Origin of the sequence: Microcoleus sp. PH2017_12_PCY_D_A (assembly GCF_020738565.1) — a bacterium.
Taxonomy (GTDB): domain Bacteria; phylum Cyanobacteriota; class Cyanobacteriia; order Cyanobacteriales; family Microcoleaceae; genus Microcoleus.
Genome location: NZ_JAEQCI010000189.1, coordinates 1 through 11,651, shown reverse-complemented (window position 1 = coordinate 11,651; position 11,651 = coordinate 1). Strand labels below are relative to the sequence as shown.

At 45.3% G+C, this 11,651-nt stretch carries 13 protein-coding genes; 7 read left to right on the top strand and 6 right to left on the bottom strand.

The window, feature by feature from the left end:
• Positions 1–449: 449 nt before the first annotated feature.
• Positions 450–812, bottom strand: a complete 363-nt coding sequence (locus JGK39_RS31855) for a hypothetical protein (RefSeq protein ID WP_293261979.1) — start codon at positions 810–812, stop codon at positions 450–452.
• A 136-nt stretch (positions 813–948) separates the two neighbouring features.
• Here JGK39_RS31855 and JGK39_RS31850 point away from each other — a divergent pair, with 136 nt between their 5' ends.
• From JGK39_RS31850 to JGK39_RS31835, 4 genes are all read left to right on the top strand, one after another.
• A complete protein-coding gene (locus JGK39_RS31850) occupies positions 949–1,155 on the top strand; it encodes a hypothetical protein (protein WP_293261976.1) in 207 nt (68 codons plus the stop codon).
• Positions 1,156–1,194: 39 nt separating this feature from the next.
• Positions 1,195–2,094, top strand: coding sequence for an Hsp33 family molecular chaperone HslO (gene hslO, locus JGK39_RS31845; protein ID WP_293261973.1), 900 nt, complete (start codon positions 1,195–1,197; stop codon positions 2,092–2,094).
• Between the two features lie 97 nt (positions 2,095–2,191).
• Positions 2,192–2,374, top strand: a complete 183-nt coding sequence (locus JGK39_RS31840) for a hypothetical protein (protein WP_293261970.1) — start codon at positions 2,192–2,194, stop codon at positions 2,372–2,374.
• The gene (locus JGK39_RS31835) at positions 2,371–4,440 is read left to right on the top strand and encodes a hypothetical protein (protein ID WP_293261967.1); all 2,070 of its coding nucleotides are present in this window, start codon (positions 2,371–2,373) and stop codon (positions 4,438–4,440) included. Before JGK39_RS31840 ends, JGK39_RS31835 begins: the two co-directional genes overlap by 4 nt.
• Positions 4,441–4,769: 329 nt before the next feature.
• Here the strand turns inward: JGK39_RS31835 and JGK39_RS31830 are convergent, their stop codons facing one another.
• Together JGK39_RS31830 and JGK39_RS31825 are read right to left on the bottom strand one after the other, a co-directional pair.
• Complete coding sequence (locus JGK39_RS31830) at positions 4,770–5,243, bottom strand: TspO/MBR family protein (RefSeq protein ID WP_293261961.1); 474 nt, start codon at positions 5,241–5,243, stop codon at positions 4,770–4,772.
• Positions 5,244–5,475: 232 nt separating this feature from the next.
• Positions 5,476–6,057 (bottom strand): hypothetical protein, encoded by a 582-nt coding sequence (locus JGK39_RS31825; protein WP_293261958.1) that lies wholly within the window; start codon positions 6,055–6,057, stop codon positions 5,476–5,478.
• Between the two features lie 354 nt (positions 6,058–6,411).
• Between JGK39_RS31825 and JGK39_RS31820 the strand changes: the two genes are divergently transcribed.
• Positions 6,412–6,720: a zinc ribbon domain-containing protein gene (locus JGK39_RS31820; RefSeq protein WP_293261955.1), complete on the top strand. Its 309-nt coding sequence runs from the start codon at positions 6,412–6,414 to the stop codon at positions 6,718–6,720.
• Between the two features lie 592 nt (positions 6,721–7,312).
• Here JGK39_RS31820 and JGK39_RS31815 read toward each other — a convergent pair.
• The gene (locus tag JGK39_RS31815) at positions 7,313–8,185 is read right to left on the bottom strand and encodes a DUF1232 domain-containing protein (RefSeq protein ID WP_293262395.1); all 873 of its coding nucleotides are present in this window, start codon (positions 8,183–8,185) and stop codon (positions 7,313–7,315) included.
• Entirely contained in the window at positions 8,151–9,275 is a 1,125-nt protein-coding gene (locus tag JGK39_RS31810) for a transposase (protein WP_293262398.1), read from the bottom strand. Before JGK39_RS31810 ends, JGK39_RS31815 begins: the two co-directional genes overlap by 35 nt.
• On the opposite strand from JGK39_RS31810, the gene JGK39_RS31805 reads away from it, so the two are divergent.
• Together JGK39_RS31805 and JGK39_RS31800 are read left to right on the top strand one after the other, a co-directional pair.
• A complete protein-coding gene (locus JGK39_RS31805) occupies positions 9,266–9,493 on the top strand; it encodes a ribbon-helix-helix domain-containing protein (protein WP_366049560.1) in 228 nt (75 codons plus the stop codon). The genes JGK39_RS31810 and JGK39_RS31805 overlap by 10 nt on opposite strands.
• Positions 9,494–9,649: 156 nt before the next feature.
• Entirely contained in the window at positions 9,650–10,474 is an 825-nt protein-coding gene (locus JGK39_RS31800; protein WP_293262404.1) for an NAD-dependent epimerase/dehydratase family protein, read from the top strand.
• Between the two features lie 174 nt (positions 10,475–10,648).
• On the opposite strand, the gene JGK39_RS31795 is transcribed toward JGK39_RS31800, so the two are convergent.
• Positions 10,649–11,281 carry a Uma2 family endonuclease gene (locus JGK39_RS31795; protein WP_293262407.1) on the bottom strand — a complete coding sequence of 211 codons (633 nt, stop codon included), beginning with the start codon at positions 11,279–11,281 and terminating at the stop codon, positions 10,649–10,651.
• Positions 11,282–11,651: the final 370 nt, after the last annotated feature.

Genomic DNA, 11,651 nt, shown 5'->3' with positions numbered 1-11,651 from the left:
TTCACAGATACTGGAACCCAGAACCCGCATTCTACCGTTGGTCATTGAAAACTGTCCGGACTATTGTTATTCGGATATTTACAAAACCGGGATGCTCCCTGGGTTGTTCTGTAATACTCCAAGTACGCTTAATCGGTCTTTTCTTAAAGTTGTAGAATAAACTGTATATAAGGGGTTACAAATTATATTTGTAGTGTGATTTACTCCCCCTACACGCGCACTTGTTTGGTCTAAGTGTTGCCAAGGGCTACTTGCTCGCTCCGGATATATACACTTCGTTAAATTCCGATTCAAAATTTAAGGATTTTTTCACCAGTAGATTTGATAAATAACCGGCTGACATCGAAATCCCAATATTGCTTAAAAAATCTAATAGCTTTCCTTGAGTCATGTTGCCTCCGTAGTAAAGGCTGATAACTAAGGCTTTTACTCCGGGACCAAACTCCCCATCATATCCGGATGGTAAGGGTGAAACCTATGTTTTCTTTTCTTTTATGTGAGTAATACTTCTGTTTCCGGAATAATACGTTATCTGTTTTCAGTAAAATGTCTTGAACTATTAGCTCTTCATAACCCTTAAATTCTGCATCGAATGGTAGTTCTGCTTCAGGATACTCCAGGATTTTTTCTCGGTCAACTTTGACCAGAGCATTTTTACTACTTTTAATGTGCTTTTTTGGTGCTTTTCGCTCTTTTTCGGATGAGTAGTTCTCTTTTAACTTTTTCGCTCTATTAGATTTGACCTCGGGTTTGCCTTGTTCTCCTTTAAGGCGATTGTTTTCGTGTTTTAATCTTTGATTCTCTGACGCCAAATTCTCTGGTTTCTGCTTGCAATTGCTCTATAAGGTTCAGCAATATGGACACTGTACGACGCAATGATTCGTCAGCAATTGCAGATGGGTCAATGCTTTGCAGTAAGGTCTCTACTAATTTTTGAGGAGATGATTCTTGCGTCATGAATCATATTCTACCATGCTGTGCCTAGATTCTGAACCTTCTTTTTTGCTGTTACCCCGAGTTATTGAGCGGATACGATCGCACTATTTATTCACAAAACCTCGATCGAGGTTCGAGCTAAAAAATACGGCAGTCGTGAAGCTCGATCGCCCATACCCACCAACTCAACTGCTGCTATCTCTCGTGACAACCTTCTAAAATAGTTCCAGCAGTATCAAAAGACAAGTCAGGTTTTTCATGGCAGATCAATTAATTCGCGCTACAGCCGCAGACGGTGGAATTCGCGCTGTAGCCGTCATTACCACCCGCCTCACCGAAGAAGCAAGACAGCGGCACAAGCTCTCCTACGTCGCTACAGCAGCCCTCGGACGCACGATGTCAGCAGGGCTGTTACTTGCTTCCAGCATGAAACGGCCTGAATCGAGAGTCAACATTCGCATCAAAGGAGATGGGCCCCTGGGCGGACTTCTGATTGATGCGGGACTCGATGGCACGGTTCGAGGTTATGTCAGCAATCCCTCAGTGGAATTGCCGCCCAATGCTAAGGGCAAACTTGATGTCGGCGGAGCCATCGGTGACGGCTATTTGTACGTCGTGCGAGACGTGGGATACGGATTCCCTTATTCAAGTACGGTAGAATTGGTTTCCGGCGAAATAGGCGACGATCTGACTAACTATTTGGCAACGTCGGAACAAACGCCTTCGGCTTTGGTTTTGGGCGTGTTTGTGGGGGCGGCGGGGGTGCAAGCTTCTGGGGGCGTGCTGTTGCAGGTTATGCCGAAGGCGGCTGTGGATGAAGAACTCGTGCAAACTCTAGAATCTAGGGTGGCTGCACTGTCGGGCTTTACGCCGTTGCTACAATCGGGCAAAACTCTGCACCAAATTCTGGAAGATTTACTCGGTGATATGGGCCTGGAAATTTTCCCGGAAACTCAGATGGTGCGCTTTCACTGCGGCTGTTCGTTCGATCGAGTTTTGGGAGCTCTGAAAATGTTGGGCGAAGCCGAACTCCAAGACATGATCGAAAAAGATGGCGGGGCTGAGGCTACTTGCCATTTCTGCAATGAGGTTTATAAGGCTAACAGCGACGAACTTGCCGAACTGATCGGGGATTTGCGATCGAATTCCGGTTCTTGAGACGATAATGTGTAATTGGCTCTATTGAGTGCGAGTTGGGGATGACGGCCTTGACCAATTGCCAATTACGCATTATCTATTACCTAATCACGAAATTTTGTTTGGGGCAACGAAAGGGCGATGGCGTCCCGCCCCGCAAGCTACGGCTCTTGCAGTGTTCCGCCTGCGGGAGTATGTCAAAGTGATGGATACATTCTATAGAGCAGTAGATATCAGCGATCGCAGTTTTAAAATAACTAACACTGGCTGGTTGCTGTTTGTGGTGAGCGGAGATTTATGAGTCAAGATCGCAAAACACCAGGCCGTTGGTCTGCATCAGAATCCTTGGAGTCAAAAAAGGATACTTCCTCGCTAGTGCCAATTCCAGCTAGGAAAAATCGCGCTGAGCGACTTAAAGAGATCCGAGATTTGGTTACTTCAGGAAAACTGCCGGGAGGGCATCTGGAACAGCAGCCGAAAGAGTCTGGAGAAAACTCGCAACCGCCACTTGACCCCTATCGGCTGTGGCGTTTCTGGTCGAAGAAATGGCAGTTTTGGCTGGCGGTGAGTTTGCTGGTGTCTGTGGGTATGGGGTTTGTGGCAATTTCGTCTTTGCTCAACTTGACCTCGCAGTCGAATTGCTCGAAGATTTTTTGGCCGACGGCTTCTGCTAACGATCGCTTTTTTTGCGCTCAAGAATCAGCTAGCAAGCGGACGGCGGATGATTTGCTGCACGCGATCGAATTAGTGAATGCTTTGCCACAAGACCACCCGCTGCGACCGAGAATTAACGGTCAGATCGATCGCTGGTCGCAGGATATTCTGAGGTTGGGAAATTCTAGTTTCCATGAAGGAAAGCTGGATGAGGCGATCGCGATCGCCCGCAAGGTTCCTCAAGACGTTCCCGCTTACGCTACGGTGCAACAGCAGATTGAAAAGTGGCAGTCAACATGGAGCGATGCAGAGAAACTTTACCGCACAGCAGAAGACCACTTGCGTCAGGAAGAGTGGGGGCTGGCTTTCCGCCAAGCCACTCTGCTGTTGGATACGGGAAATACTTTTTGGGAATCGACGAAGTATGAGGAACTCACTAAGGTAATTCAGACGACAAAGGCTGAGGGCAATAAGTTGGTAAAAGCCAGGAATACAGCCTCGGAGGGAGGGCTCGACAATCTGGTGACGGGGATTAAGCTGGCTCAGGGCATCGATCGAAACAGTTATTTGTATCAAGCAGCCAATAAGCTGATCGCCGAATTTAGCAAGAAAGTGATGGCGATCGCCCAAAAACGCTTGCAAGCAGGCGATTGGCAGCAGGCGATCTCGATCGCTAACAAGATTCCAGAAACTGCAAATTTAAAGGAACAAGTACAGGATTTTAACGAGTTGTCTCAGGCTACCGCTCAGGCTTTGACAGGCTCTGTTGAGGGTTTGTCTAAGGCGATCGAGCTGGCTCAAAAGTTGAAAGACGGCCGCCCTTTGTACAAACAAGCTCAAGATTTAGTCGGCCGCTGGCAGCAGGAAATGTCTGATGTCAAAGTTTTAGATTTGGCAAACAGGCTGGCGGCGCCGGGAGGAGTCAAGGATTTGAGGGCTGCGATCGCCCAATTGCAAACAGTCCCGGAATCAAATCCCCGCTCTAAGGAAGCTCGGACTCAAATCGATCGCTTGAGCCGTCAAATCGAACTGCTAGAAGACAGTCCGTACCTGCAAAGAGCTAACGATTTAGCGACTACCGGCGATCCAAATTCCCTGGAAGCAGCCGTAGCTCAAGCTTCTCGAATCGGTCAAGGAAGGGCGCTGTACGCGGAAGCTCAAACCAAAATTCAAGCTTGGATCGAGAGAAGACAGCGCCTTCAAGACCAGCCGTTTTTGGAGAGAGCTCAGCAGCTAGCGGCTAGGGGCAATTTGGCCGAGGCTATTGAGATGGCGCGCCGGATTCGATCGGGAAGGGTGCTATATGAGGAAGCTCGATCGAACATTCGGAACTGGGAAGCTCAATTGCAGGGCGAGCAAGGCTTGCAGAGCGCCCGCTCAGCAGCCCAAGCCGGGACTGCTGACGCTTTGCAAGCAGCAATTACGCTGGCCCTTCAGGTACCCGATACGAGTTCGCTCCGCTGGCAGGCTAGCGAGGCGATTGAGGAGTGGAGCCAGCGGATTTTGGCGATGGGCGTGGAACAATCGTCGTCGGATCTGGCTGGGGCGATCGCGACTTTGAAGAAAATTCCCTCGGGTTCTCGGGCTTTTGAGCAAGCGCGATCGCAAATCAAAATTTGGGAGGAATTGCTGAATCCTCCGGCTGCTGAGTCACCGTCTCCGGCTCCCGAACCACCCGAAACCGAGCCTCCGAGCAAGTCTCCGAGCCGCTAGGTTATACCATTTTCGATTTTCGATTTGGGATTTTTGTATTGAAGTTTTCCGTAGGGTGTGTCGCCCCAGACCATCTTCAACAAAGACAGACAATCTAATAGCGACGCACCCGGCAGCTTCAACAGTGACAAGACAACCCTCAGTTTCACTCCGCCCAACATTTTTTTTAACAAGATTTTTGATCGATGCTCTAAAAATGATGCAACAACAGTATTTGCCAGATACGTCGCCGTGAGATTTTCGATTGAATATAGAAATTGTTGGTGGCGACACACCCTACAAATCTTTCCTTCTTCCTTCTCTCCTAGATAACTAAAGCCTTTTATCAATTAAACATCCGCCGGATTGAGGTGCATCATTGCCCAAGTGGTGTAAGTGCCGATCGGACTCCAGAGTATGTAAGGCAGCAATAACAAGGTCGCCGATCCAGAAACTGGCAACACGCTCAAAGCTAGCAACACGCTTAAAATTGCGCCAGTTCCACCGATTATCGTACCGACTTTTAGACTCCTAACTTTGCACATAACCGACGTGTAAGACATAGTTACTATTTCTAAAAGCAGGTACAAACCCATTCTCAGCCAAGTCTCCTGAGTGCCCGGTGCTTTTTCCCAAACAATCACTGCTGACCAAGCCAAACAAATAAAAATTACTGTCCAAATTATAGGAATTGCTTTTTCAAATACTAGCCATCTCGGACGCTGCAAGCGGTTGAACCACTGGATATCGCTGGGCGGGATTCTGTTAATCACCAAAGCTACTATCAAGGCGACTGCTCCAATTACCATCCACGATTTAATCATTTCTATACCTTTAGCTAGATTAACTATTTCGATTAAACCTATATTTTAGGTAATTCCGGTGCAAAACACATCTTTCTCCAGTCTTAAATTGATAATTGCAAGGTAAATTAGGCTGGTTAAAAACAGCAAGTTTATTACCTTGATACTCCTGGGGGCAGACCCCCCATTATGTAGGGTGCGACCGGGCGCACCTTACGGCTACAAGTAGCGCTTAGCCTTGCAAATCAATCGGCTAGCCGAGTCGGTGATGGTGTTCTAATTCTAAACTAGAGTCATCATCTTTTCTGGGAACCAGAAGCGTATTTTCGCTGCTAGGTTGCAACACAGCTTTAATCACTTGGAGAAAACGGTTAGGTTTTTTAGTTTGACCGTTGAGAGTCCGGCGGTCTTTAACTTTTTGAGAAAGGTGTCGCATTACAGATAAATCGAGTTCGTCGATGAAATGGTCTGCTATACGTTCTCCCATTAAATCAATAGCTTCCGAATACTGATCAGTCAGCATTTCTATGGCATCGTATGCTTCGTCAGCAACTTGACTTGCTACTGTTTTATTTTGGTCGCCTGATGTCTGAGAATGGCTGCGGTGGCGGTCTAAAAGACTTTGATACTCAGCAACACTCATTCCCAAATTGTAGAGGTGATGGTGAGCGTGATCCATCAAATCTACTTCACTGGGATAGAAGAAACCGCGAGAGCTGTTGATGCCGTGCAGTTTTGCCCAACGCCGTAGAATAATCTCATCTTGCAGTTGGTATCGCTCCAACATTTGAGCTGTATTCAGCTCTACTTCTGGCGTAACTTTGAAATCGCTCATCGGTAAATCCTCACTGGTGATATAGATGAATAAACTTGAAACTTAGAATCAGTAGTTTGGGCGCAGTCTGAAAATGACGATAAATCCTTTGACGGCATTCAGAGAAGTCTTGAGGGCATTTGCTAGCCGTCGATCGAGTCAGAGGATTTCAGGGTAGCGTACTATTGCGTTTGGTCTCGATCGCATTCGGGAGCAACTGCACAGGGTTAATAATATAGCTGATTTAGTGTTTTAACAACCATTAAAAATAGTAAACTTTGCTTTTTTGGCTTGAATTGTTAGTGATTTTGAGTTATAATACTCACTGTTACCGTGCAATTAGTAATTTTAGTAGTTGCAAGCGAGATTCTTAGTATGCCTCTATACGATTATTTGTGTCCCACAAACAACCAGCAGTTAGAAGTTTCGCACAGCATGAACCTGGAAGTTTCGACTTGGGGCCAACTGTGCGAGTTGGCTAAGTGCGAACCCGGGGATACTCCGGCAGATACTCCGGTACGCCGAATGCTGAGCGCTCCGAGGTTGATGAAGCCGACATCCGACACTGATTATAAAAATCAGGGCTTCAGCAAGTATGTAAAGCGGGATGAAGGGGTTTATGAAAATGTCACGGCTAAAGATGGTGAAAGCCGTATTGTCAATCGAGAAGGTAAGCCAATTTAAGATTGAACGCGAGCTTCCCTAGGTTCGATCGTTCGGACTTCAGTTTTTTCTTAAAGGTTCGATCGTTCGGACTTCAGTCCTTTCTTAAAAGTTCGTAGCGAGGACTTCAGTCCTTTCTTAATTTTTAAACTAATCAGGACTAAAGTCCTTACTACAAACCTTATAGAACAGGTTTGTAGTGAGGACTTCAGTCCTTTCTTAATTTTTAAACCAATCAGGACTAAAGTCCTTACTACAAACCTTTTAGGACTTCACTCCTCTCTTGAATTTTAAGTAAATTAGGACTAAAGTCCGAAGGATCGAACCTGTTAAATTGCGAGTCATGAAAGACTAAAGTCCGAAGGATCGAACCTGTTAAATTGCGAGTCATGAAACGCCGATAATCTTATTTGCCAAACCAATGATTCAGGTTCGATCGTTCGGACTTTAGTCCTCAGTCTTCAGTCCTTTCTTAATTTTTAAGTAAATCAGGACTAAAGTCCGAACTATCGAACCTTTTAGGACTTCACTCCTCTCTTGAATTTTAAGTAAATTAGGACTAAAGTCCTTACTACAAACCTATTAAATTGCGAGTCATGAAACGCCGATAATCTTATTTACCAAACCAATCATTCATTTTTTGCTGTGCTTGTGCTTTAGTCTCAGCATTAATGTACACCGAAACAGTAGCAATCGCCGCCAGCAACACCCCCAAATCGTCTGTAAATCCGACACCGACTAATATATCTGGAATCGCATCAACCGGAGATATAAAATAAGTCAAAGCTCCCACAACAACGGTTTTTGCCCAAGCCGGTACCTTGGGATTTTGAGCAGTGTAATAAAGCGTCAAAGCTTTTTCAACTACTTCTCGGCCAGCGCTTAAAGCAAATTTTTTAAGTTTTGCCCAAAAACTTTCATCGGAATAGCCTGGTTGCGGATTGCTGAGGTTTGTGGTTGTTATTTTTGGGTCAATTAAATCGAGAGGAATGCCATTATTTTTGAGCTGGGAAACAGCAGTATTAAATGATGCTGATGCTTGATTATTTTTGGGCGCAGTCTCTTGTATTTGTTTCATGTCTGCGATGAATTCTTGCATGGCTTGAATTTGCAAATCGGAAACTGCGAGCATTTTTTTCGCGGATTGAATCGCCTCGCTTTCTGTGGGATGCAGGGTATTATTTGCCAAAGCAATGCCGATCGCAAAATACATCACTCCCAACCGCAGCGGTTCTTTTGACTGACTGAGTGTTTGCAAACCTGCGCCCAGAGATGGTGGAGTCGCAGTGTAGGATTGGATTTGAGCCTTGGCTGAGTCGGAAAACTTGTCTAAATTTATGGTTTTAAACAACAAATTTAGTTCGTCAATATCAACGGAACCGTCGGCGGCTGCGATCGCAAATAAAGAACCTTGACATACTCCCCTGCCTGAAGGCGAGGGGATTCTAAGATCAAACAGCGATTGCAGGCGTAGCCTGTCTAACATCGCCTACCGATTCGGTCGATGCCCCAACCGCACAAATATTTTTAGCTGCATTTTCGTCTCTGCCGTTCACGGACTGACAGGACGGGCAGCGCCATTCTCTTGTATTGAGATCCAACTCTTTCAAGACGTGCCCACAACGGCTACAAGTCTTAGAGGATGGATACCATTGATCAATGAAAATCACTTGCTTATCTTTCTTCGTTGCCACCCATTCGAGAATTTGAACGAACTCACCAAACGCGAGATCAGAAATCTTGCGTCCCCAAAGACGCTGCATTCCCTTGAGATTTAACGTCTCAAAACACAGCACATCAAATCGATTTGTCAATTCATGCGCCAACTTCCAGAACCAATCAGAGCGACGATTCACCACATCCTCATGCTTGCGTACCAGGTTTAATCTGGCGCGTTCTCGATTGGCAGAACCTTTCCGTTTCTTAGAATGGTTGCGGCTGGCTTTCTTAATGGCATTGAGCGATTGTTTCAGGAATTGCGGTGATTCAATTTTGGAACCATCCGAGCAAGTGAGGAACGTTTTCAAACCAAAATCAAATCCAGCGATTCTACTCGTCTCGAATTTGGTTTCTGATTCTTTCACGCTATCAACGACTACAACCATGAACAACTCCCCTAATGGAGTACGTTTAATAGTCAGAGTCTTGACAGCGCCCTCAATGGGTCTAGAGTTCCAGAATTGATAAACCCTGCTTCCAATCTTGACGCGATTGCCGCCTAAGAATTTATAGCCAGCTTGTTTCAGGGTGAATGACTTGTACCGTCGAACTTTCTTGAATCCTGGTGGTCTAACTCCTTTTTTGTGATGCTTAAAAAACAACTGGTAGGCGATCGAGATGCGTTGACAGATATCCTGTACCGCTTGAGAGCCTACCAGTTGCCAGAATGCTTTACGCTTTCTCTGTTTGGCGATATGGCTCTGAAGTTTGCTGCAATTCAAGTGCTTTCCCCACATCCGGTAGTACCGCTTGTGAAGGGAAATGCAATGGTTATAAATCACCCCGGCAGCATTGATAGACCGCTTAAGGTGTTTATTTCGACTGCTTTGATAGAGCTTGAACTTCAATGTCTTCATGCTACTATTGTATATCATTTAGATATATTTACGCAATGAAAAAGAGCGTGTTCTTCAGGCTGACTGATGAAGAGTTTGAGAAATTAGAAGCCTATTGCAAATCAGTAGGACGATCCAAATCAGATGTCTTAAGGGAACTCATTAGAAGCCTTAAGATTAAGAAAAAGCCGTCAAGCGAAGGACGGGGCTTTAGACCCATTTCTCCGGTAAAAAGCTAAAAGTTCGGTTTCTGAAGATGTAGCAAAAATATCTCCTTCGGACATGATGCAGCTCCGATCGCGATCGACGATCTCGATCGTACCACAAACCTGACCTCGAATCCTCGCAAAAACCGGCAATAATCTTAGAGGCTATGACAAAATGGAGAATTTTTGATGAAAGTTGCGATCGTCGGCTGCGGTTATGTGGGTACTGCGACAGCCCGACATTTACAAGGTAAATCTGATTGTACCGTGACGGCGACAACTACGACGGCGAGCCGAGTTAGCGAATTGGAGGGTGTCGCCCAGCGGGTGGTTGTGCTCAAGGGAAATGATGCAGGGGCGATCGCGAGTTTACTGCAAAACCAAGATGCTGTTATGCTGTGCGTCGGTGCTCCAAATCCTCAAGCTTATCGGGAAAGTTACTTAGAGACAGCGACAACTTTGGTATCAGTTTTACAGCAGATACCGACAGTCAAGCAAGTGATTTATACGGGTACTTATTCAGTGTACGGCGACTGTCAAGGTAAACTGGTAAACGAAGAATCGCCCGTCGCGCCAGCCAATCCCAACGGTGAAATTCTCGCCGAAACAGAACGAGTTTTATTAGCAGCATCGAGTCCAAACCTGCACGTGTGCATTCTGCGTTTGGGTGGCATTTACGGGCCCGGGCGAGAATTAGTTAAAATCTTTGGACGTTGGGCTGGGACAACTCGTCCCGGTGCGGGGGAAGATGCGACAAATTGGGTGCATCGAGATGATATAGTTGGGGGATTGACCTTTGCCTTGGACAATAGATTGCAGGGGATTTATAATTTAGTCGGCCATGTGTCGCTATCCAGTGGCGAATTACTCGATCGCATTTTTGAAGCTAATAATTTGCCTAAAGTTTCTTGGGATGGAAGTCCTAGCGTGCGGCCTTACAATGCGAGGGTATCGAATCAAAAGATTAAGGCGGCTGGTTATCAATTTATCCATCCTGAAATTAGGGAGTTTTAATTATCTGAATTTAGATCGTGTCCGCCGTTATAAAGTTCGTATTCAGGACTTTAGTCCTCATAGTTTAGAGATGACTAAAGTCCTGAATACAAACCTATTTATCCTACTACTGACTGCGGACACGATCTTACCAACTCCCCACAATAAAAGCCAGTTTGTCCGTAATTCCTGATGCTATATTTTCCCTTTAACCCAAGTTCTAAAGGATTTCAGCAAAGCAATTTCTCCTATGGTTTGAGTGCGAGGGAAAAACCCAGCCATTTCCGCTACCGATACAAAGGGAAAAGCAATACTAAAGTCGCACTCAATATATTCAGTTTCTACTAACTGATAAAATTTCAAAACTCGCCCGTTATACAGCCAGAGTTCCGGGACACCAAGCGCTGAGTAAATTGCAAACTTATCAACTGAACTGCTGGTAATATCTATTTCAATTGCTAAGTCGGGCGGCGGGGCAGTTTCTAAGTCTAGTTCTTGCCTGCCTCTAACTGCTGCTTCATTTTGGATATAATAACAGTTATCTGGTTCTATGCCTTTTTTGGCATTTTTGAGTTTGAGAGTAGTTGAGCCAGCACTTTTAATTTCAATGTCGAGTTCTTCTGCTAAAGCAAGGATGAAATTACCGAAATTGCTCTTGTAGTTCTCATGTTCAAATAGTGGCGCCATAATTTCCAGTCTCCCTTCATCGTAAGCTATGCGATAACCTCGCTTATCGCCTATTTCTTGGAGCAACGTTTCAAAGGTCTGCCAGCTAATGTTTTCTAGCAGTGTTCTCTGTTCGGCTAAACTTGAAGTAGTAGCAATCATCTCAAAATCTCCTTGAGCTGAGAAAACTCTAGTTTTATTGTACCGCGGACATTGCTGGCGATTGCAACAATCCCTTGCTACTACAATGTATTTACAGCAACTCAGGCATTGACAAATAACCATTATTGTTGTAATATAACATTGTCGTTCCTGAGATAAATAATAACAAACAATGACTGAAAGCTTTTCCCCCTTAGTAAAAGACACAACAAAAGCCCAAAGCGAAACCATAGAGACAGTTGTGTCTAGTACAGCTCGGCGTAAGTAGACAGACTATATCTGTGGTAGAATAACATAGTTAGTGTAGATCAGTTCCGGTAGGTAATCAAGGAGTCATATAGGGCCTTATTAATGCCTAAAACATTAAATT